Source organism: Salinirubellus litoreus (assembly GCF_037335815.1).
Taxonomy (GTDB): Archaea; Halobacteriota; Halobacteria; order Halobacteriales; family Haloarculaceae; genus Salinirubellus; species Salinirubellus litoreus.
Genome location: NZ_CP147841.1, coordinates 2,061,562 through 2,080,611, shown reverse-complemented (window position 1 = coordinate 2,080,611; position 19,050 = coordinate 2,061,562). Strand labels below are relative to the sequence as shown.

Annotated in this window: 24 protein-coding genes; 15 read left to right on the top strand and 9 right to left on the bottom strand. The window is 68.8% G+C overall.

All coding sequences use genetic code 11. From position 1 onward, the window contains the following. Positions 1-55: 55 nt before the first annotated feature. Complete coding sequence (locus WDJ58_RS10255) at positions 56-379, bottom strand: uS10/mL48 family ribosomal protein (RefSeq protein ID WP_338917606.1); 324 nt, start codon at positions 377-379, stop codon at positions 56-58. A 153-nt stretch (positions 380-532) separates the two neighbouring features. On the opposite strand from WDJ58_RS10255, the gene WDJ58_RS10250 reads away from it, so the two are divergent. After that, complete coding sequence (locus WDJ58_RS10250; protein ID WP_338917605.1) at positions 533-982, top strand: hypothetical protein; 450 nt, start codon at positions 533-535, stop codon at positions 980-982. A gap of 19 nt (positions 983-1,001) precedes the next feature. Here the strand turns inward: WDJ58_RS10250 and WDJ58_RS10245 are convergent, their stop codons facing one another. Then, on the bottom strand, positions 1,002-1,769 hold the full coding sequence (locus WDJ58_RS10245) for an enoyl-CoA hydratase/isomerase family protein (protein WP_338917604.1): 768 nt from the start codon (positions 1,767-1,769) through the stop codon (positions 1,002-1,004). A gap of 158 nt (positions 1,770-1,927) precedes the next feature. Here WDJ58_RS10245 and WDJ58_RS10240 point away from each other — a divergent pair, with 158 nt between their 5' ends. Then, complete coding sequence (locus tag WDJ58_RS10240; protein WP_338917603.1) at positions 1,928-2,422, top strand: DUF5797 family protein; 495 nt, start codon at positions 1,928-1,930, stop codon at positions 2,420-2,422. A 19-nt stretch (positions 2,423-2,441) separates the two neighbouring features. On the opposite strand, the gene WDJ58_RS10235 is transcribed toward WDJ58_RS10240, so the two are convergent. The 3 genes from WDJ58_RS10235 to WDJ58_RS10225 all read right to left on the bottom strand — a co-directional run bounded on the left by WDJ58_RS10235 (position 2,442) and on the right by WDJ58_RS10225 (position 5,295). Then, positions 2,442-2,681, bottom strand: coding sequence for a SelT/SelW/SelH family protein (locus WDJ58_RS10235; protein WP_338917602.1), 240 nt, complete (start codon positions 2,679-2,681; stop codon positions 2,442-2,444). 109 nt (positions 2,682-2,790) lie between these two features. Beyond that, the gene (locus WDJ58_RS10230) at positions 2,791-3,489 is read right to left on the bottom strand and encodes a DUF7546 family protein (protein WP_338917601.1); all 699 of its coding nucleotides are present in this window, start codon (positions 3,487-3,489) and stop codon (positions 2,791-2,793) included. 417 nt (positions 3,490-3,906) lie between these two features. Then, entirely contained in the window at positions 3,907-5,295 is a 1,389-nt protein-coding gene (locus WDJ58_RS10225; protein ID WP_338917600.1) for a heme o synthase, read from the bottom strand. Positions 5,296-5,402: 107 nt separating this feature from the next. Here WDJ58_RS10225 and coxB point away from each other — a divergent pair, with 107 nt between their 5' ends. The 11 genes from coxB (at position 5,403) to WDJ58_RS10170 (ending at position 14,102) form a co-directional block, all read left to right on the top strand. Beyond that, complete coding sequence (coxB, locus tag WDJ58_RS10220) at positions 5,403-6,206, top strand: cytochrome c oxidase subunit II (RefSeq protein WP_338917599.1); 804 nt, start codon at positions 5,403-5,405, stop codon at positions 6,204-6,206. Between the two features lie 192 nt (positions 6,207-6,398). Continuing rightward, complete coding sequence (locus WDJ58_RS10215) at positions 6,399-6,908, top strand: thiamine pyrophosphate-binding protein (protein WP_338917598.1); 510 nt, start codon at positions 6,399-6,401, stop codon at positions 6,906-6,908. After that, on the top strand, positions 6,898-7,479 hold the full coding sequence (locus WDJ58_RS10210) for a thiamine pyrophosphate-dependent enzyme (RefSeq protein ID WP_338917597.1): 582 nt from the start codon (positions 6,898-6,900) through the stop codon (positions 7,477-7,479). The genes WDJ58_RS10215 and WDJ58_RS10210 overlap by 11 nt, the downstream gene beginning before the upstream one ends. A gap of 70 nt (positions 7,480-7,549) precedes the next feature. Continuing rightward, a complete protein-coding gene (locus WDJ58_RS10205) occupies positions 7,550-8,404 on the top strand; it encodes a cytochrome c oxidase subunit 3 (RefSeq protein WP_338917596.1) in 855 nt (284 codons plus the stop codon). An 81-nt stretch (positions 8,405-8,485) separates the two neighbouring features. Next, on the top strand, positions 8,486-9,925 hold the full coding sequence (locus WDJ58_RS10200) for a hypothetical protein (RefSeq protein WP_338917595.1): 1,440 nt from the start codon (positions 8,486-8,488) through the stop codon (positions 9,923-9,925). Beyond that, positions 9,925-10,221 carry a DUF7410 domain-containing protein gene (locus tag WDJ58_RS10195; RefSeq protein ID WP_338917594.1) on the top strand — a complete coding sequence of 99 codons (297 nt, stop codon included), beginning with the start codon at positions 9,925-9,927 and terminating at the stop codon, positions 10,219-10,221. Before WDJ58_RS10200 ends, WDJ58_RS10195 begins: the two co-directional genes overlap by 1 nt. 166 nt (positions 10,222-10,387) lie before the next feature. Then, entirely contained in the window at positions 10,388-10,534 is a 147-nt protein-coding gene (locus tag WDJ58_RS10190; protein WP_338917593.1) for a hypothetical protein, read from the top strand. A gap of 191 nt (positions 10,535-10,725) precedes the next feature. Next, positions 10,726-12,684: a 3-hydroxyacyl-CoA dehydrogenase/enoyl-CoA hydratase family protein gene (locus tag WDJ58_RS10185; protein ID WP_338917592.1), complete on the top strand. Its 1,959-nt coding sequence runs from the start codon at positions 10,726-10,728 to the stop codon at positions 12,682-12,684. A 1-nt stretch (position 12,685) separates the two neighbouring features. Further along, complete coding sequence (locus tag WDJ58_RS10180; RefSeq protein ID WP_338917591.1) at positions 12,686-13,165, top strand: PaaI family thioesterase; 480 nt, start codon at positions 12,686-12,688, stop codon at positions 13,163-13,165. Further along, positions 13,162-13,653, top strand: a complete 492-nt coding sequence (locus WDJ58_RS10175) for a MaoC/PaaZ C-terminal domain-containing protein (RefSeq protein ID WP_380660636.1) — start codon at positions 13,162-13,164, stop codon at positions 13,651-13,653. The genes WDJ58_RS10180 and WDJ58_RS10175 overlap by 4 nt, the downstream gene beginning before the upstream one ends. 104 nt (positions 13,654-13,757) lie before the next feature. Then, entirely contained in the window at positions 13,758-14,102 is a 345-nt protein-coding gene (locus WDJ58_RS10170; RefSeq protein WP_338917590.1) for an MmcQ/YjbR family DNA-binding protein, read from the top strand. Positions 14,103-14,126: 24 nt separating this feature from the next. Here the strand turns inward: WDJ58_RS10170 and WDJ58_RS10165 are convergent, their stop codons facing one another. The 3 genes from WDJ58_RS10165 to WDJ58_RS10155 all read right to left on the bottom strand — a co-directional run bounded on the left by WDJ58_RS10165 (position 14,127) and on the right by WDJ58_RS10155 (position 15,544). Next, positions 14,127-14,324 carry a DUF7333 family protein gene (locus WDJ58_RS10165; RefSeq protein ID WP_338917589.1) on the bottom strand — a complete coding sequence of 66 codons (198 nt, stop codon included), beginning with the start codon at positions 14,322-14,324 and terminating at the stop codon, positions 14,127-14,129. A gap of 87 nt (positions 14,325-14,411) precedes the next feature. After that, positions 14,412-15,212, bottom strand: a complete 801-nt coding sequence (locus tag WDJ58_RS10160; RefSeq protein ID WP_338917588.1) for a hypothetical protein — start codon at positions 15,210-15,212, stop codon at positions 14,412-14,414. A gap of 134 nt (positions 15,213-15,346) precedes the next feature. Further along, positions 15,347-15,544 (bottom strand): DUF5800 family protein, encoded by a 198-nt coding sequence (locus tag WDJ58_RS10155; RefSeq protein WP_338917587.1) that lies wholly within the window; start codon positions 15,542-15,544, stop codon positions 15,347-15,349. A gap of 182 nt (positions 15,545-15,726) precedes the next feature. Between WDJ58_RS10155 and WDJ58_RS10150 the strand changes: the two genes are divergently transcribed. Both WDJ58_RS10150 and WDJ58_RS10145 read left to right on the top strand, forming a co-directional pair. Next, positions 15,727-16,452, top strand: a complete 726-nt coding sequence (locus WDJ58_RS10150) for a phosphoglycerol geranylgeranyltransferase (RefSeq protein ID WP_338917586.1) — start codon at positions 15,727-15,729, stop codon at positions 16,450-16,452. A 340-nt stretch (positions 16,453-16,792) separates the two neighbouring features. Beyond that, entirely contained in the window at positions 16,793-17,083 is a 291-nt protein-coding gene (locus WDJ58_RS10145; RefSeq protein WP_338917585.1) for a DUF7520 family protein, read from the top strand. 352 nt (positions 17,084-17,435) lie between these two features. Here WDJ58_RS10145 and WDJ58_RS10140 read toward each other — a convergent pair whose 3' ends face one another. After that, positions 17,436-19,040, bottom strand: a complete 1,605-nt coding sequence (locus WDJ58_RS10140; RefSeq protein WP_338917584.1) for a long-chain-fatty-acid--CoA ligase — start codon at positions 19,038-19,040, stop codon at positions 17,436-17,438. Positions 19,041-19,050: the final 10 nt, after the last annotated feature.

The following is a 19,050-nucleotide window of genomic DNA, read 5'->3' as shown; positions in this document are numbered from 1 at the left end:
GAGGGTCAAGAAGGTAGGCGTGGTGCGCTCCACACCCCGACCGACGGCGCTCCGCTCACCCGGCGTTCCGGACCTGCTCGACCTCGACTTCGAGGTGGATACCAGGAGGGTACTCCTCGCCGGCGATCTCCCGCGCGAAGTCGTCGTGGCCGACGATGGCGATGGTCCGGACGTAGACGGTGTACCCCCAGGCGTCGAACTGACCGCCGTCGGGCGAGAGCCGCTTGTACATCGGGACGCGGACCTCCTGGAGCGGTTCGGGGTTCGGCCCGCGGAACTCCGCGCCCTTGCGCGCCGCCCGTTCTTTGATGTCGGTGACGACCCGCTCTAAGCTCTCGCGGTCGCCGGACTGGAGCGTGAGACGGGTGACGAACGGCATAGGTCCCCGAAGTCGGCCCGGGAGCAAAAGCCCACCCCTTCACGCCGACCGTTCGGATCCCGCGTGATCCCCCATTGGGGCGGGCTAGACCTCCCACTGATGGTGCCGTGACGCCCCACAAGGTTCTCGTCCGCGTCCGTTCAAGTCGCGTCGATGCCCTCCATCGTCGACTCGGTCCCACTCTCCGGACGCCCTCGCCACGTACGTCCGCTGCTCGCCGGTCACGGGCTGGCGGTCGCCGCACTCGTCGGCCTGACGGTCGCGACCGGCGCAGTCGGTTCGGAGTACTGGTTCGACGAGGCCTACGGTGTCGTCCTCCCGGCGGTCGTCTTCGCGCTGCCGGCCGTCGTCGGTTTCGCCAGCGCCACGCTCGACGGGGGACTCGTCCCGACGCTCGCGCTCGGGGCTCTTCCCTCGGTCGCCTGGACGGTCGCGGTCGTCCTCGGTCGGGGGCTCGGCTCGCTACTCGGGACGCCGCTCCCGATCCCCGACTCGCCGCTCTGGGCCATCGCGGGCGCGTTCCTCCTCGTCGGGCTCGCGGGCACGCTCTGTGGATTCTTCGTCGGATGGGTGGGTCGTATCGCGTGGCGACGGTTCGGCTGACCGGAGTACGGGCTCCCGGTTACTCGAACTCGGGCTCGCGGTCCTCCAGGAACGCGGCCATCCCCTCGCGCTGGTCGTGCGAACCGGCGAGCCCTGCGAACGCCCGTCGCTCGAACGCGAGTCCGCCCTCGCGGTCGCCGCCGGCGGACCGGTTGATCGCCTCCTTGGCCGCGCGGAGCGCGAACGCCGGCTGACTCGCTAACTCCCCGGCGAGTTCGCTCGCGCGGGACTTCGCGTCCTCGACCACCTCGCCGACGAGCCCGTGCTCGTGGGCCGTCTCGGCGTCGATACGTTCGCCCGTGTAGATCAGTCGACGGGCGTACTCGTCGCCGACGAGTTCGGGCAGGCGCTGCGTGCCGCCGAACCCGGGGACGACCCCGAGGTCGATCTCGGGCTGTCCGACGAGCGCACCCTCCTCCGCGACCCGGAGGTCGCAGGCCATCGCGAGTTCCAGCCCGCCACCGAACGCGTAGCCGTTGATGGCCGCGACCGCCGGTGCCGGGAACGCCTCGATGGCGTCCATCACGCCGTGGCCGAGTTCGGCGTACTCCTGCGCTTCCTGGCTACCGAGTTCGGCCATGTAGGAGATGTCCGCACCGGCGACGAACGCCTTCTCACCCGCCCCGGTCACGACCAGCGCGCGGACCGACTCGCGCTCGGCCTCCTCGAGCGCTTCCTCGATCGCCTCCAGCGTCTCGACGTTCAGCGAGTTGAGCGCCTCCGGCCTGTCGACCGTCAGGGTCGCCACCGCCTCGTCGTGGGTCAGATCGACCGTTTCCCAGGTCATGGACGGTCGCAGGCTCGCGGGGATGATTAACCCCACCTATCACCCCTCACCCCCTCGCCTGTCTGCCGATCCCGCCCGCACGACGGCTCCGCACGCGGCCACGCCGCCCTCACCGGACTCCGCAACCCTCAGGTACCCCCCCGAGGTACGGGCGACCGATGACGCTCTCGGAGGAGGCCCACGAGCGGCTCGCTGACGTCGTGGCGCTCCAGCCGACCAAGAACAAGGAACTGATGTCACGCTGGGGGATGGAGAGCGGCAGCGAGGTCCACCAGTACCTCGAGAGCGAGCTGAAGGAGTACTACTTCCGCGACGAGAACAGCCTCATCCGGGCGACCCCCGAGGCGGCCGAACTCGTCGGCGTCGATCCCGGTATGGAGGAGGACGAGGAGGGCAGGCGGACGCTCCGGCTCCCGGACGTCCAGTACCACGTCGTCGGGGTCGTCCCTGGCCCGGACGAGGAGTCCGCGAGCGTCGTGAACGTGCTCCACCGGCTCCGCGAGGCCGGCCAGGACCCCCCGATCGAGGACGTCCGCGAGGCGCTCCGCAGCCTCGCGAGCAAGGGCGTCCTCGAGACCGTAAAGCGGACCGTCCCCACCTACCGGCTCGCCGTCCCCCGTGAGGACCTCACGGTCGAACGGCTCGACGACTGACACCGTAGACACACCGCACTTACAGCCGAGCCCGGACCTCCCTCACGACCTCGTCGGGGTCGTAGTTCCCGTCCTCGAACTTGTCGTAGACGACCTCCTCACCCACACGGATCCGGAACACCCCGTCCGCACCGGTCAGGAGCGTCACCCCGTCGAGCCGCTCGCCGAACGTCCGGAGGAGCAGGTGCTGGAGATCCGACGCCCGGTCGAGGAACCCGCAGGGGACACAGTACTCGATCTCGACGGTCGACTCGCTCATACCCCCTCTACTCCCTCCTCCCTGAAGTCACCACCCACGCGGTGTGCCGATGCCGAGGTCACCGACCCGGTACCAGGTAAGTCTCGCTCGCACCGGCGACCGTCGTCGCTCATCCGCCGAATCGATCGACGAACCCCCGGAGGTCCGCGACGGTCGGTCGCCACAGCAGGAGTGCGACGGTGACGACGTAGACGACCGTCGAGAGCGCGTAGGACTGGCCGTAGGCCACCGCGGCGACCGCGCCCGCCCCGCCGACGAACCCCGAGAGCACGCCCGCGATCACCGGCAGGGTACAGGAGACACAGGAGAACAGACCGAGCAGCCCGCCGACGAGCCCCGCGGCCGCGTCGAGCAGCGTCGCGTACAGCAGATACGCCAGGGCGAGGTAGCCGACGATCTTGAACGGGAGGAGGGCGAACTGGAGGGCGGTCCCGGCGTAGATGAGCGCCGGGCTCCACCCCGGCGGGAGCGCGGCCAGTTCGAGGCGGAGACCAGTCGCCGCCCCGCCCGCCCCGAACCCGAACAGCCCGCCGACGTACGAGAGCACCGCGAGGTAGGCGAGCGCGACCGCCCCCGCGGCGAGTCGTCGTCGGGACGGCGCGGTCGGGAGGTCCGTCCGCCACACCGCGTAGACCGCCGCGTTGATCCAGACGAACGGGTAGACGTAGAACAGCGGTCGGGTGACCTGCGGCCCGACGACGGCGAGGTATCCGAGCACAAGGAGGAGCTCGGCGTTGAGCAGCGCCGCCCCGTAGAGGAGCGTCTCGCGCTCCGCGTACGGCGCGAGTCGTCGCTCGATGGTGCTCATTCGGGCGTTCGTTGGGGTGGGAGTCGCTTCAATCCCGCGTTCCTGGCCAGGAGAGTGACGTTCGAACGGTGGAGGAGAGCCAGTCGACGGTACCACCTGGAAAGCCCCGAGTGGCTCGGGAAGCACGGCGACACAAGCACCGCAGGCCGAAGGCCGAGGAGCACAGCGGGCCGCGCGGCCGAAGCCACTCGCCCCTTTCAGTCCACCCGAATTGGCCGATCGACCGGCCATCGTCGGGCGGGACTGAAAGGGGCCGGTCTCTCGGCGAACCCGGGCGAAGCAAGCACCGAGCGAACGGAGTGAACGAGGCGCGCGGCGAGCCCTGGGAGTCGAGAGACCGGGGGCTTTCGAGGCGGTATCCACTGCTTCTGACTCGGCTGTCAGCCCGCTGGAACACCATTGCGTCTGCTAACCGGTTCAGAATGCGAGCGAGTCGACCACGATCGCTACTAACAGTAATCCGAGATAGGCGTTCGAGGCGTGGAACGCCCGGAACGCCGCGCCCTCGCTCCGCTCGTAGTGGAGCCGGACGACGGCCACCAGGAACACCGCCCCGAGGCCGACGGTCGTCGCGGCGTAGAGCCACCCGAGGTCGGTCAGCGCCGAGAGGACCGAGGCACCGAGCAGCGTCGCGCCGAGGTAGAGCAGGATGTGCTTGCGGGTCTCGGTCTCCCCGCGGACGACCGGCATCATGGGGAAGCCCCCGCGCTCGTAGTCGTCGCGGTAGGCCAGCGCGAGGTTGTAGAAGTGCGCGGGCGTCCAGAGGAAGACCACGCCCGCGAGCGCGAGTCCCGGCAGGCCGACCTCGCCGGTGACGGCGGCCCAGCCGATGAGGGCAGGGAGCGCCCCAGCCAGCCCGCCGATGACGGTGTTCTGGACGGTGTTCGGTTTCAACAGCAGCGTGTAGACGACGCTGTAGAACAGGATGGCGACGAGCCCGAGCACCGCGGCGAGCAGGTTCACCGTGAGGAAGGCGACCAGCGACAGCACCGCCAGCGCGAGCCCGAAGACGACGGCGTTCCGTACGGGGACTTGGTGGGTGGCGACGGGCCGGTCGCTCGTCCGGTCCATCCGCGCGTCGACGTCCCGCTCGAGGACGTGGTTGAACGTCCCCGAAGCGCCGATGGCGAGGACGCCCCCACCGAGCGTCGCGACCACGGTCCCCACCGAGAGGCCGGGGCCGGCCGCGAGGGCCATCCCCGCCGAGGCGACGAGACAGAGCAGCCACATCAGCCGTGGCTTGGTTAGCTGGAAGTACGCCCGCGCGGTCCCCTTCGCCCGTGCCGCGATCGAGCCGTAGGCGGGCGACGGCGGTTCGGGCGACTCGACCGGCTCGTCGGGGTCAAACGCCGGCTCCGGTCGCCCCGTGGGACGGTCGTCGGCCCCGGTTTCGGCCTCGAGGTGCCAGGCCAGCGCGAGGACGAGCGCCGAGAAGATGGCCGCCCCGACGAGGAGGTGGCCGCCCGCGACGAGCGCGGGTGCCCCGAGAACGGCGACGAACGCCCCGACGAGCACCTGGATCGGATAGAGCACCAGCGCGACGGCGAGCGCCCACCGGATCCGTGAGGAGGTCTCGGAGCGCCAGGCGGCGACGGCCGCGACGAGGACGAGCAGGCCGACGACCGCCGCCGCGACACGGTGGCCGACGGCGACGGCCAGCGCGGGACCGACGGGTCCGGACAGCGAGCAGCCCGGCCAGGTCCCACAGGCCCGCGCGGCGTCGGCCAGGGCCGCGGTCGCCCCCACCACGACCAGGAGGTAGACGCCGACGACCGCGGCCGAGAGCAACCGAGTGAGACGCTTCATGGGGTGCCTCTCCGTAGGGGTAGATGCGGGCGTTACTTATCACCCGCGTTTTCGCCCACCGGGTCGCCTTTCGGCAACTACTTACCGGGCCCATTCCAACCGCGAATATGAACCTGAAGCGAGCCGCGGCCCGGACCCTCGTCGGGCTCGCCTTCCTCGCCGCGCTCCTCGCGCAGCCGGTAGCCGCGCAGAATTCGCTCAACGAGGCGCTCATCCAGGGACTGAACGAGAAGCTCCTCTACGTCGCCATCCCGATCAGCATCCTCGTCGAGGCCATCCTCATCTACACCGTCGTCCGGTTCCGCGAGTCGAACGTCGACGAGGCGACACCCACGAAGGAGAACCGCCGACTGGAGATCACGTGGACGGTCGCCACCGCGATCATCCTCCTGTTCGTCGGCGTCGCCTCCTACCAGGTGCTCGGCGTCGTGGCCATCGGCGGTGTCACGGCCGCCTCGAACCCCGACGCCCAGCCCGCCGCCGTCACCGAGGACTTCGAGGGGGCCGTTGGACCCAACCCCTCCGAGGAGAACGCGGTACAGATCGAGGTCGTCGCCCAGAAGTACTACTGGACGTACAAATACAACGAGGCGAACGTCAGCGGGCTCTCGACGAACGACGAGCCGCTGTATCTCCCGAAGAACACGACGGTCTATCTCCACATCACCTCGACCGACTGGCTCCACGCCTTCCACGTCCCCGACCTCGGGCTCAAGCAGGACGCCTTCCCCGGCCAGTACAACACGCTCAAGACCGTCGCCTACGAGGAGGGGACCTACCAGCTCTACTGCGCGGAGTACTGCGGGGTCGGCCACTCCCAGATGCTCGGCAAGGTGCAGGTCGTCTCCCAGGACGAGTACCAGGAGTACCTCGAGAGCAAGCAGTCCCAGGGCAACGAGTCCAGCGCGTAGACTCCACCACCTACCTGTAGACTCCGCTCTCCTTCGTCCACCGCTCTCGACCACCGCCACCGTCCGGTCGCCCATCACCTCCCTCCTTCGACCTGCGGCTCGCGTCTCGGGCTCCTCTCCCCACCCCACTCGACCACTCGGATCCGCCGGTGCAGTCACAGCAGTAAAGACCCGTGGGGTCGGCCACCGACCATGACATGGGAAGGGGACGTCGTCGACGCGCTCGCCGCGAACGACGTCACGACCGTGGCGTACCTGCCGGACTCGGCGATCTCATCGCTCCTCGACCGTATCGAGGACGAGGACCGGTTCAGCACCGTCCGGCTCTCGCGTGAGGAGGAAGGGATCGGCGTCCTCGCGGGGACGTGGCTCGGGCACGGCCGCGGGGCGCTGATCTGCCAGTCGAGCGGCCTCGCGACGACCATCAACGGGCTCGCGTCGCTCTCGGTTCCCGCCCACCTCCCGCTGCTCGCGCTGGTGACCCGGCGCGGCGACCTCGACGAGTTCAACGCCGCGCAGGTCCCGTTCGGCTACGGCCTCGCCGACATCCTCGACACCATCGGGGTGCGGAACACCAGCCTGGAGGATCCCGATGACGCCGGGCGACGGGTGGGGATGGCCGCACGGACCGCCTTCTCGACCCGGGCACCGTACGCCGTCCTGCTGGAGTCGACGCTCACGGGGGCGAAGGATGAGTTCTGACCGGCCTGACTCCCCGCGTGCGGACCAGGCCACGTGTACGGCGGCCGTCCTCGATTCGACGCCCGACGCCGCGCTCGTCTCGAACCTCGGGGTCGCCTCCTACGTCCTCGCGGGCGTCGAGGACCGCGCACGGAACTGCTACCTCTGGGGGAGCATGGGCGTGACGACGCCCGTGGGACTGGGGCTCGCCCTCCAGGCGGACGAGCAGGTTACGGTACTGGACGGCGACGGCTCGACGCTGCTGTCGCTGGGCGCGCTGGCGACCGTCGCCCGTCACGATCCCTCGAACCTCGTCGTCGTGGTCTTCGACAACGGGGAGTTCGCCACGACGGGCGGACAGCCCTCGGGGTCGGAGCTCGTCGACTTCGCGGCCGTCGCCGAGGCGGTCGGGCTCCGGTCGTACGGCGCGGCCACGGAGGAGGGGTTCCGGGAGGCGTACGACGCGGCCGTCGAGTACGACGGGGCGGCGCTGGTCGCCTGCAGCGTCGAGCCGGTCGACCCCGAGAGCCGACCGCCGCTCGACTTCCCCCACGTCGCTCGCCGGTTCCGCGACGCGATGGAGGGGACGTGACCCGGTTCGCGGTCACGATCGCCGGGCGAGAGTAGGAGGGTTTTTGCTCGCCGAATCGTTAGTCGGCGGCATGAGTCACGAATCGGACGACCACGCCCACCACCTCCCCGCCGTCGAGGACTGGCCCCGCGGGTTCGGCGAGGCGTCGTGGTGGCCGTTCGTCACGGCCCTCGGTGCGGGTGGAATCTACATCGGCGCGGCACTGTTCGTGCTCGGGCGCGGCGACAGCCCGATGGTGGACCCGGTGTACGGCCCCGTCGTCGTCGCCGGTTCCGTACTGCTGTTCCTGGTCGGCCTCTACGGCTGGGTCTACCACGCCTTCGTCAAGGCGTTCTGGGAGAGCGACGGTCACGGTTCCGGATTACGGTTCGCCATGCTACTGTTCCTCGGGACGGAGGTGGCGACGTTCGGAGCCGGGTTCATCTACTACTTCTTCATCCGCGTCGGCGCGTGGGACAACCTGCCCGAACTCGTCGCCAGCGGGAACATCTTCGGGAGCCTCGTGATCGCCAACACGGTCCTCCTGCTGATCTCGAGCGTCACGCTCCACTACTCCCACGTCGCGCTCCGCAACGACGACCGCGGCCGGTTCCTCGGGCTCCTGGGCCTGACGCTCCTGCTCGGCATCGTCTTCCTCGGTGGCCAGGCCTACGAGTACTACGAGTTCATCGTCCACGAGAACTTCACCATCGCCGAGGGCGCGTACGGGTCGGCGTTCTACGGGCTGACGGGACTGCACGGGCTCCACGTCTCGCTCGGTGCGGTGCTCCTGCTCATCGTCTTCGTCCGGGCCATGATGGGCCAGTACTCCGCCGAGAAGCACACATCGGTCTCGACCGTCTCGATGTACTGGCACTTCGTCGACGCGGTCTGGGTGTTCCTCGTCGTCGTCCTCTACATCGGGGCCATCGTGGGCGTCGGCTGACCTCGATCCCTCTCCGACCCGACACCGAACCGTCTCGAACGCTTCGACAGGTACACTTCCCCGGGTTCCCTATCGCCGCCGATGACCCGACGGACCCGCCCCCGTCATCCGTCCCGTGGTGGCCCGCGTTCGCGCTCGCGTGCGGAGCGAGCGCTTCGCGGGGGGCTCGCGGCGGCGTTCTCGCTCGTGCTCGGGGGCGTCCTCCTCGTCGGGCCGGCGCTGGCCCACGGCGGGAGCCTCCGGTCGGCCCCCGCGCGGTCGCTCTCGGTTCCGCTGTGGCTGTTTCTGGCGACCGGCGGCGGCGTCGTCGGAGCCTCATTCCTCCTCGCGTCGTTCGTCACCGACCGGGCGTTCATCAGGCTCGTCCACGGGTGGCGTCGCGTCCTCTCGCTCCCGGCCGCGGACCTCCTCGTCGGGGTCGGGAACGCAGTCGGCGTGCTCGGACTCCTCGCCGTGATCGGCGTCGGCCTGTTCGGCCCCGCGGCCCCGCTGTCGAACCTGGGCGTACTCGTCGTCTGGGTGGGCTGGTGGGCCGGATACGCCATGACAACCTACCTCGTGGGGAACACCTGGCCGGTGCTCAACCCCTGGCGAACCGTCGCCCGCTACCTCCCGTCGCTCGACCGACCCTACCCCGAGCGGTTCGAGTCCTGGCCCGCGGTCGTCGGCCTGCTCGGACTGGTCTGGCTGGAGGTGGTCAGCCCGCTGGCCGACGAACCCCGACTCCTCGCCGTCGTCGTCCTCGCCTACACGGTCGTGACGCTCTCGGGCTGTGTCGTCCTCGGAGCCGACACCTGGTTCGAGCGCGTCGACCCCGTCTCGCGGGTGTTCCACTACTACGGGGCCGTCGCCCCGCTCTCCCACGAGGACGGGACGATCCGGCTCCGCATCCCGGGGACGGGCCTCGACGACCCCGACCTCGTGGCGACCCGGAGCGAGGCCGCGTTCGTCGTCGCGCTCCTCTGGGTCACCACCTACGACGGGCTCGTGGCGACCCCGCCGTGGCGCGACCTGGCGACGGCGCTCGTCGGGGCCGGCGCGCCGCCCGTCCTGCTCTACCCCGTGGCGCTCCTCGCCGGGTTCGGCCTCTTCTACGGCGCGTTCGTGCTCGCGATCCGTTCGGGCCGCCGCCGGGCGGAGACGTACCTCCCGGCGTCGACGCTCGCCCGCCGGTTCGCGCCCTCGCTCCTGGCCATCGCCGCCGGCTACCACGTCGCTCACTACCTGGGCTACTTCGTCGAACTCTCGCCGACCCTGTTCGGGGCACTCACCAGTCCGCTCTCCCCGCCGAGCCCCATCGCCATCGTCCTTCCCACCTGGTTCCAGGGGATCGCGCTCGGGTTCGTCATCCTCGGCCACCTCCTCGCCATCTGGGTGGCCCACGCCACCTCCTTCGAGCTGTTTCCCGGCCGTATCCAGGCCGTCCGGAGCCAGTACGCGCTCACGCTGGTCATGGTGTTCTACACGATGACCTCGCTGCTGATCGTCTCCAGACCGTACGTGGCCCCACCCTTTATCTGATGAGCACCGACCCGACCGCCGACGCCGACCCGACCGCCGATCCCACCCCGGACACCGAAGCCACGACGGGGGCGTTCGAGTGTCCCTACTGTGGCCGGCGGTTCACCCGCGAGCCGTGGCGTGACCTCCACCGCGGACAGGAGCACGGGGAGCGCCTGGACGCCGCGGAGCGGGAGGCCTACGACGCGGCCCGCGACGCCGAGGCCGAGGACATACGGATGTTCCGGCTGAAGGCGCTCGCGGTGCTCGTCCTCGTCTACTTCGGGTTCCTGATGGTGTACGCGTTCGCGCTGTAGCGGGTTCGGATCGCGTTCCGCCGGTGAGCTCCGGCCTCGGCGCAGGTCGGAACGGTGCGAGCATCGCGCGTTCTCGATCCTCGCGGCTCGGGGTCGGCACCGCTCCCTGGACCCGGGCGTCAGGTGCGGGCACAAGGTCTAAGCGCGAGCGCCCTCACCTCCGATCATGAGCGCGTCCGACCTGCGCGACCGGTTCGACCACCCGTCGTTCACCGCGGCGGCGAGCACGGCGGTCAGCTACGGCGCGATACTCCTGGTGATGTTCGCGGTGCTGTTCGTGCTCCCGTTCCTCGTGTTCCTGCTGCTCGGTTGATAGGGGTTATCGTAGTTACTCACACCGTCTCTCCCCGGTCGGATGCCGCTCGACCGGTGTCGGCAGGTCGAATCCTCCGGCCGGCTACGATAACCCCTATGAGTTACCACTGTTTTCGGAACGGGCCCCCGAGGTTAGCGTCGTTAAGCGAGGACGGTGGACTTATGCGGACTCGCCCGCCACTCCCGACCATGAGTCCGGACCTCGAAGGGATCGACCGCGTCGCGGTTCTCGGCGCGGGCAACATGGGACACGGTATCACCGAAGTGGTCGCGATGGCCGGCTACGACGTGACGATGCGGGACATCGAGCAGGACCTCGTCGACGACGGCTACGAGAGCATCGAGTGGTCGCTCGAGAAGCTCGAGGAGAACGACCGGCTCGACGAGGACGCCGAGACGATCCTGGGGAGAATTTCGACCGCCGTCGACCTGGAGGAGGCGACCCACGACGCCGACCTCGTGATCGAGGCCGCCCCCGAGCGGATGGACCTGAAGAGGGAGATCTTCTCGGAGATCGAGTCCTACACTCACGACGAGGCGATCCTCGCGTCGAACACCTCCTCGCTGTCGATCACCGAGATCGCCACGGCGACCGAGCACCCCGAGCGTGTCTGCGGGATGCACTTCTTCAACCCGCCGGTGAAGATGGACCTCGTCGAGATCATCTACGGCGCGGAGACGAGCGACGAGACCGCCGAGACCGCCTACGAGTTCGTCGAGGCGATCGACAAGACGCCGATCTACGTCCGCAAGGACGTCAACGGCTTCGTCGTCAACGGCGTCCTCTTCCCGTTCATGATCGAGCCGGCGTGGATGGTCTCGAACGACGAGGCCACCATCCGCGAGGCCGACGCCGCGATGGTCCACCAGCGTGGATACCCGATGGGCCCGTTCGAACTCGCCGACCTCACGGGGATCGACGTGAACGTCCACGTCCGCGAGGAGGCCGGCCAGCCCGTTCCTCCCATACTCAAGGAGAAGGAGGAGGCCGGCGACCTCGGCAAGAAGACCGGCAAGGGCTTCTACGACTACGAGGACGGCGACGGAACGGACTACGAACCCGAGGACGGCGAGGGGTTCGACACGTTCCGCGTCGAGGCCCTGATAATCAACGAGGCCGCCCGCATCGTCGGCGAGGACGTCGCCACGGCCGACGCCGTCGACACAGGCATGCGCCTCGGGACCGGCTTCCCCGAGGGTCCCTGCCGGCGCGGGGACAAGATGGGCCTCGACAGCGTCCTCGAGAAGCTCCGCGACCTCCACGGGGAGTACGGCGAGGAGCGCTACGAGCCCCACCCCTACCTCGTCGAACTCGTCGAAGCGGGGAAGACGGGCGAGGACGCCGGCGAGGGGTTCTACGAGTACGGCGACAGTAGCGAGCGCGACTACCAGACGCTCAACTACTCCCTCTCCGATGCGGGCCTGCTGGAGATCGAACTCGACCGTCCCGAACGGCTGAACGCGCTCAACCAGGACCTGATGGACGAGATCGTCCACCTGCTCGACCACGTCGACACCGACGACGTTCGGGCAGTGACGTTCGAGGGTGCGGGCGACCGTGCGTTCTGTGCCGGTGCGGACATCACGGGATTCGCGGGAATGGACCCGGCGGACGTCGACGTCACGCCCGTCTTCGAGACCGTCGCGGAGTTCCCCCGGCCGACGCTCGCGAAGATCGAGGGGTTCTGTCTCGGCGGCGGGCTCGAACTCGCGCTCGCGTGTGACCTCCGCATCGCCACCGAGGATTCGGCGTTCGGCTTCCCCGAGATCGACCTCGGGCTCATCCCCGGCGGCGGCGGGACCCAGCGAACGATGCGGATGCTCACCGAGGCCCGCGCGAAGGAACTGGTCTTCCGCGGCGAGCACATCGACGCCGAGCGAGCCGAGGAGTGGGGGCTCATCAACCGCGCGGTGAGCGACGAGGAGTTCGATGACACGGTGGAGGAGTTCGTCTCCGACCTCGTGAACGGGCCGCCGATCGCCCTGCGGATGGCCAAGGAGGTCATGAACGAGGGGGCCGACGAGAACATCGACGCCGGCCTCCGGATGGAGAGCCAGGCGTTCGGCCTCCTGCTGACGACCGACGACATGATGGAGGGCGCGAGCGCGTTCATGGAGGACCGCGACCCCGAGTTCGAGGGGAACTGAGATGGGAACCGGACCCGGAGCCGATCCGGACGGGGAGACGGACGCGGACTCGGAACCGACGGTCGACCCCCGCGTCCGCGAGTCCGTCGAGGGGATGGAGCTGTTCCGGTGGCTCGGCCTGGAGGTCGAGTCGGTCGGCGACGGCCGGGCAACGTTCCGGGTGCCGTTCGACGAGAAGCTCGCCAACATCTCCTCGGGGACGCTCCACGGCGGTATCGCCGCCACCGTGATCGACACGGCCTCGGCGTTCGCGCTGCGCTCGACGATGGAGGACCCGACGGACGCGAGCCTCACGACGACCGACCTCAACGTCAAGTACGTCCGGCCCGCCAGGAGCGACGTCCGGGTGACCGCGAACGTGGTCCGCGCGGGGCGGACCGTCGGCGTCACCGAGTGCGAGGCGACCGCCCGCCACGAGGGCGAGGAGAAGGTGGTCGCCACCGGCGGGACGACCTACCGGCTGTTCCGGGGGGACGCATGACCGACTGGGAGGGCGACGGCTGGGAGATGGGCGACCCGGACACCGAAGCGAGCGTCTTCCACGACATCGAGGTCGGCAAGACGGTTCGCACACAGGGCCGGACGGTCACCGAGTCGGACCTGACGAACTTCGCGGGGGTCTCGGGCGACTTCAACCACCTCCACACCGACGAGGACCGGATGGCCGACTCGATGTTCGGCAAGCGCATCGCCCACGGGATGTTCGTCTTCTCGGCGGCGACGGGGCTCATCTGGCAGTCCCGCTCGCCGGAGGAACGGGCGTCGGTCGTCGCGTTCTACGGCATCGACCGCGTGCGCTTCCGCGCGCCGGTCTTCGTCGGCGACACCATCCACGTCGAACTCGAGGTCCTCGACAAGGACGAGCGCGAGGAGGGGCCCGGTACCGGCGTCATCACCTACGACCTCGAGGTCCTGAACGACTCCGGGACGACCGTGCTCTCCTGTGAGATGCGGTCGCTGATGCGCTGAAACCGGCGGGTCGTTCCCGGCGGCATCCGGTGCGGACCCCGTCCCACGACCGTGTCCGCACCTGTCACACGTGTGTTCATATCCTCACACGACGAGTAGTGGTCATGCAGTACTTCGACGAGCAGGCGGGTGCGGGGCTCCGTGAGGCGTTCGACGCGATGGTCGGCGGCTGGGAGGAAGAGGTATCGACCGTCACGATGTTCGGCTGTCCGTGCTACCGGGCCAACGGGAAGGTGTTCGCCGCGCTCACGACCGACGCGGTGGCGCTGACGCGGCTCTCCGACGACGCCCGTGCGGATCTCGAAGCGGAACGGGAGACCGAACCGTTCGACGCGAACGGGCGTGCGGTGAAGAAGTGGGTGCAGGTCCCGATCGACGGGTCGGACCTCGACGAGCTCGAACCGTACCTGCGGGCGAGCTACGAGGCGGCCGCGGGGAGCGGGAAGTAACTGGCGTCGAGTTCCGGCTCCGAATCAGTGGGTCTGGGTCGCGCGGTACTCGCCGTACCTCGTCCCGAGGAACAGGCAGACGGCCCCGAAGACCAGCACCGAGGGGAGGACCATCATCAGCACGGTACCGGTCGTCATCACGCCGGAGGCGGCGAGCCCGCCAACGGCGACGACCACGATGGCGAGGAAGATTCCCGCCGTCGTCGTGAGGTCGAACTCCATACACGCGATTCGGGCGGGTTCCGAATAAGGCTGTAGATTCCGGCCGATCGCGAAGGGTAGGCCGAGGGCGGGTGTCATCCCTCCCGGTCACTCGACGTCGGGGTTCGCGCTCCCCGTGTTTTCGTCCGATTCCTCGGAGGGACGGGCGAGGTTCGCCAGCGAGACGAGCACCCCGAGCAGCCAGCCGAGCGGGACGGCGATGACGAACCACATGATCACGTAGCCCAGCCCGCCCCACTGATCGAGGTCGTAGTTCTCGCTGAGGTACTCGTCGAACCCGCCGACGAAGAACACCTTGTCGAGCAGCCACTCGGCGAGCGGAACGCTTCCGGTGAGCACGACGTCCCCGACGGTCGGCGAGAACAGCGCCGCCACGACGGGAGGGAGGAGTATCGCGGTCATGCCGAAGGGGTAGGCGATCGCGACCGTGACGAACCGGCCGCCCTTCGCCCGGAACGTCATCGCCAGCGCGGAGGCACCGACGGCGACGATACTGGCCGCAAACACCGCGTAGAACCCGCGGGCGTTCGCGCCGAACTGGACGCGGGCGAGGAGCGTCAGCCCGCCCCAGGCCACGGTGGTGAGAACGACGACGCCCACGAGTCCGATACGGGCCGCCGCCGAGTCGAACCGCCTGGCGTAGAACCGGGTCGCCAGACCGACCAGCAACAGCGGGTAGAGCAGCCCGACGAGCGGGACGCCGACGGCCGACCAGACGCGGTACTTCGTCCTGTCGACCGTCGTGGAGGGCTGCCACTTGCCGAGAACGGAGTGGGTGGCGGTCCGCTGGCGGGGGAAGAGCAGCTCCATCCAGGTCTCGTGGAGCCGTATCAGGTCAACGCGGACGCCGTCCACGACGCCGTCGCGGTTCCGATCCTCGGTCGCCATCTCACCGGAGGATGCGTCCCGCCGCACCTCAAGTTTCCGACTGTATCGTCCATCACCCGTCGGCCGTCGGCCACCGTCTCAGGGGGGTGTCGGGAGTCCGTCGAACTGGTTGCGCTCCGTCGTTCCGGGAGCGTTCAGCGGACGATGTCGCCGATGCGCCGGGGTTCGCCGGAGAGCGCCGGGTCCGACTCGACGATGGCGAGCACCTCGTGGTCGGTCACGTCGGGGTATGGCTTCCCGATGGCCTCCTCGACGAGTTCGCGTTCGAGGCGGAACTCCGTCCCCTCGTACACCACGTCCACCCCGTCGTCGTCGAACGAGAGAACCGTCATACTACCCGGGTAAGCCGCTCGCCGATAAAAGCCTGCGGAACCGCCGTCGGGCGAGCCCACTCGCCGGGACGTGTCCGGTGTCGGAGACGGTCGAGGGGGCGAACGGGGCCGATCGGGACGGTCGCCTCGGGAGCGGCGTCGAAGGCGAAGGCGTTTTGTCCACGCCATCGGATTGACGTGTAATGAGCGGACCCTGGGTCGACTGGGACCACGTCGTCAAACTGGACCCGGACAAGACGCTCGCGGACGGGGAGACGTTCGAGGACGTCGCCCGCACGGGGACCGACGCGATCGAGATCGGCGGCACCACGGGGATGACCGAGGAGAAGATGCGTCGGGTGGTGGAGGCCTGCGTCCCCCACGACGTCCCGGTGTACATCGAGCCCAGTCACGTCGGCGCGGTCTACCACTCGGACCTGCTCGACGGCTATCTGGTCCCGGTGGTGTTCAACGCCGGCGACCCCGCGTGGACGACCGGCGCGCACAAGGAGTGGGTCCGTCTCGACGGCGAGATCGACTGGTCCCGGACCCACACCGAGGCGTACATCGTCCTCAATCCCGACTCCTCGGCGGCGACGTACACCCAGGCCGACTGCGACCTCACCCCCGAGGACGTCGCCGCGTACACGACCGTCGCCGAGCGAATGTTCGGCCAGGAGATCGTCTACATCGAGTACTCGGGCACCCTCGGCGACGAGGCGACCGTCCAGGCCGCCCACGACGCCTGCGAGGAGGCCACCCTGTTCTACGGCGGCGGCATCCACGACTACGACTCGGCCTACCGGATGGGCCGCCACGCCGACACCGTGATCGTCGGCGACCTCGTCCACGACGAGGGGATCGACGCCGTTCGGGAGACGGTCGAGGGCGCGAAGGCCGGCATCAGGGAGCGGGCCGAGGCCGACTGATACGGATTGTCGTAACGATTCACCGGCGATCACCCGAACGGGGTCCCTGATCGCCGGTAAAGGACTACAACGATCCGTACGAGAGGACGCCACGCTCCGGGACGTTCGCTGGGAGCGACCTCACCGCCGCGGGTCGTTTCCCTTCCCCGCTCGCCGGCCCGATGCGCTCCATCCGGTCGTGTCCCCCCTACACCGAGGTGACGACGAGCACGATCCCGGTGACGAACATCATGGCCGCGACCCCCGCGAGAACGCCGAACAGGAGGTCCTTCTCTGACATACGCGGGGTTGGGACCACGAGGTCAAAAGGCTAATCCATCCACTCCTCCTACCTGGTACCGTGAGTCAGGAGACCGACGCGGCGACCGCAGAGCGGGTCGTCGAACGGGGGCGGTCGGGGCGCAGCGTCGTCCTCCTCCTCTACACCGTCGTGGTCGCCATCGCCGGGTTCACCGGGTTCGTCATCGGCTATATCGGCCCACGCGACCTCGACCCGCAGCTATTCGGGTTCGTCGCGATGCCGCCGACACCGCTCGGAATGGCCGCCTACGGGGCGATCACGCTCGCGACCGTCCTCGGCGTGGTGCTCGCGCTCGTGATGTTCGTCTCCGACCGGTACGTCAACGACTGAGGACCGGGAGACACGGGTAGTTACGGCTCCGACAGTCTGGGGGCTGTCGGGTGGGACTGAAAGGGGCCAGCGGTTCGAGGAAGGCGGGCGACACAAGGACCGCAACCGAGTGAGCGACGCGAACGAGGTGAGAACCGCAGCGAGCCCCCCGACTCGAACGCTGGGGGCTTTCGAGCCGTTTGCAGTATCTCGTGTCTTCGACAGGGATATCTCGAAAGCCCCCGCGTTCTCGACAGCTGTGACTCGCTGCGGTCCTCGGTCGGCCTTTGGCCTCCCTGCGGTCCTTACGTCGTCTCGCTCGTCGAGAACGCGACCCCTTTCAGTCCCACCCGACACCTACACGCGATACGGACTACCCCTGTCCGACCATCTCGTCCTCGTCGGCCCACTCGCGCTCACGGAGTTCGTACTTCTGGACCTTTCCGGTGGCAGTCGTCGGGAGTTCGGTGACGAACTCGATCCGGCGGACGACCTTGTAGGAGGCGAGCCGTTCCCGGGTGAACGCGGTGATCTCCTCGCGGGTGACGCCCGGCTCGTCGAGGTCGCCGCTCTCGGGGACGACGAACGCCTTCGGGGTCTCGCCCCACTCCTCGCTCGGCGAGGGGATGACCGCGACGTCGGCGACCGCCGGGTGTTCGAAGATGGTGTCCTCGAGTTCGATCGAGGAGATGTTCTCCCCCCCGGAGATGATGATGTCCTTCTTGCGGTCCCGTATGGCGACGAACCCGTTCTCGTCGACCGTCGCGAGATCGCCCATGTGGTAGTACCCCTCCACGCGGTCGTTGAACGCTTCTTCCGTCTCCTCGGGCTTGTTCCAGTACTCCTCCATCACCTGGTTGCCCCGGACGACGATCTCGCCGATGGTCGAGTCGTCGCGCGGGACGTCCTCGCCGTCCTCGTCGACTACCCGGATCTCGGTCCCGAGGAAGCCGATGCCCTGGCGCTTCTTCACTCTGAATCGCGACTCGTCGTCGATGAACCGCCCGAAGTCCGAGGTCGTCACCAGCGGACCGGTCTCGGTCGCGCCGTAGACGTGCATGATGTGCCAGCCGAGCTCGTCCTCTATGGTCCGGATGGTCGCCTCCGGCGGCGAGGCCCCGGCGGTCGCCACGCGGACGTCGTTCGCCCCCTGGACCGGGACGTCGTGGGCGTCGTAGTAGGCCCCGAACTGGTTGAGGACAGTCGGCGCAGCACAGAGGTAGGAGACGTCCTCCTCGCGGAGTGCCTCGAACACGGTTTCGACGTCGACCCCACGGGCGCAGATATGCTTCGCGCCCATCCCGGTCACGGCGTAGATGTGCCCCCAGCCGTTGACGTGGAACATCGGGAGCGTCCAGTAGTAGACGTCGGTGTCCTCGATGTCCTGATGGAGTATCGTGAGGTAGGCGTGGAGCGTCTCGCACCGGTGGGTCCGCATCACGCCCTTCGGGTCGCCGGTCGTCCCCGATGTGTAGTTGATCGTGATGACCTCGTCCTCGCTCATCTCGGGGCGCTCGAACGCGCCGTCGTTGTCGATGACGTCCTCGAAGTCGAGCCAGTCGCCCTCCACGGCGTCGGCGTCGTTGGTGACGAACGTCTCGACCGGCACCTCGTCGCGGATGGACTCGATCTTCCCGGCGTAGTCGTAGTCGGCGTAGATGGCGTCGACCTCGGCGTCCGAGAGGATGTACTCGAATTCGTTCGGGGTGAGCCGGTAGTTCAGCGGCGTGTGTACCGCCCCGAGGTTCATGATTCCGTGGGCAGCCTCCAGGTGGTAGTGGGTGTTCGGATCGAGCACCGCCACGCGGTCGCCCTTCCCGATCCCCGCCGACTCGAGGAACGCCGCGAACCGGTCGACCCGGTCGCCGAATTCGTCGTAGGTGTACCGTTCGCCCGTCGTCGCGACGACGGCCTCGTGCTCGCCGTAGTAGCGTCGGGCCCTGTCGAGGAAGTCCGTAACTAGCAGGGGTCGCTCCATATCCGGGGTG

Bases quoted from the DNA above. Each gene is read 5' to 3' on its own strand.
- WDJ58_RS10150 (WP_338917586.1), top strand. From the start codon at position 15,727: ATGAGCGGACCCTGGGTCGACTGGGACCACGTCGTCAAACTGGACCCG.
- WDJ58_RS10140 (WP_338917584.1), bottom strand. From the start codon at position 19,040: ATGGAGCGACCCCTGCTAGTTACGGACTTCCTCGACAGGGCCCGACGC.
- WDJ58_RS10250 (WP_338917605.1), top strand. From the start codon at position 533: ATGCCCTCCATCGTCGACTCGGTCCCACTCTCCGGACGCCCTCGCCAC.
- WDJ58_RS10225 (WP_338917600.1), bottom strand. From the start codon at position 5,295: ATGAAGCGTCTCACTCGGTTGCTCTCGGCCGCGGTCGTCGGCGTCTAC.
- WDJ58_RS10180 (WP_338917591.1), top strand. From the start codon at position 12,686: ATGGGAACCGGACCCGGAGCCGATCCGGACGGGGAGACGGACGCGGAC.
- WDJ58_RS10200 (WP_338917595.1), top strand. From the start codon at position 8,486: ATGACCCGACGGACCCGCCCCCGTCATCCGTCCCGTGGTGGCCCGCGT.
- WDJ58_RS10170 (WP_338917590.1), top strand. From the start codon at position 13,758: ATGCAGTACTTCGACGAGCAGGCGGGTGCGGGGCTCCGTGAGGCGTTC.
- WDJ58_RS10215 (WP_338917598.1), top strand. From the start codon at position 6,399: ATGACATGGGAAGGGGACGTCGTCGACGCGCTCGCCGCGAACGACGTC.
- WDJ58_RS10245 (WP_338917604.1), bottom strand. From the start codon at position 1,769: ATGACCTGGGAAACGGTCGATCTGACCCACGACGAGGCGGTGGCGACC.
- WDJ58_RS10240 (WP_338917603.1), top strand. From the start codon at position 1,928: ATGACGCTCTCGGAGGAGGCCCACGAGCGGCTCGCTGACGTCGTGGCG.
- WDJ58_RS10235 (WP_338917602.1), bottom strand. From the start codon at position 2,681: ATGAGCGAGTCGACCGTCGAGATCGAGTACTGTGTCCCCTGCGGGTTC.
- coxB (WP_338917599.1), top strand. From the start codon at position 5,403: ATGAACCTGAAGCGAGCCGCGGCCCGGACCCTCGTCGGGCTCGCCTTC.
- WDJ58_RS10155 (WP_338917587.1), bottom strand. From the start codon at position 15,544: ATGACGGTTCTCTCGTTCGACGACGACGGGGTGGACGTGGTGTACGAG.
- WDJ58_RS10230 (WP_338917601.1), bottom strand. From the start codon at position 3,489: ATGAGCACCATCGAGCGACGACTCGCGCCGTACGCGGAGCGCGAGACG.
- WDJ58_RS10190 (WP_338917593.1), top strand. From the start codon at position 10,388: ATGAGCGCGTCCGACCTGCGCGACCGGTTCGACCACCCGTCGTTCACC.
- WDJ58_RS10255 (WP_338917606.1), bottom strand. From the start codon at position 379: ATGCCGTTCGTCACCCGTCTCACGCTCCAGTCCGGCGACCGCGAGAGC.
- WDJ58_RS10165 (WP_338917589.1), bottom strand. From the start codon at position 14,324: ATGGAGTTCGACCTCACGACGACGGCGGGAATCTTCCTCGCCATCGTG.
- WDJ58_RS10210 (WP_338917597.1), top strand. From the start codon at position 6,898: ATGAGTTCTGACCGGCCTGACTCCCCGCGTGCGGACCAGGCCACGTGT.
- WDJ58_RS10160 (WP_338917588.1), bottom strand. From the start codon at position 15,212: ATGGCGACCGAGGATCGGAACCGCGACGGCGTCGTGGACGGCGTCCGC.
- WDJ58_RS10185 (WP_338917592.1), top strand. From the start codon at position 10,726: ATGAGTCCGGACCTCGAAGGGATCGACCGCGTCGCGGTTCTCGGCGCG.
- WDJ58_RS10205 (WP_338917596.1), top strand. From the start codon at position 7,550: ATGAGTCACGAATCGGACGACCACGCCCACCACCTCCCCGCCGTCGAG.
- WDJ58_RS10175 (WP_380660636.1), top strand. From the start codon at position 13,162: ATGACCGACTGGGAGGGCGACGGCTGGGAGATGGGCGACCCGGACACC.
- WDJ58_RS10195 (WP_338917594.1), top strand. From the start codon at position 9,925: ATGAGCACCGACCCGACCGCCGACGCCGACCCGACCGCCGATCCCACC.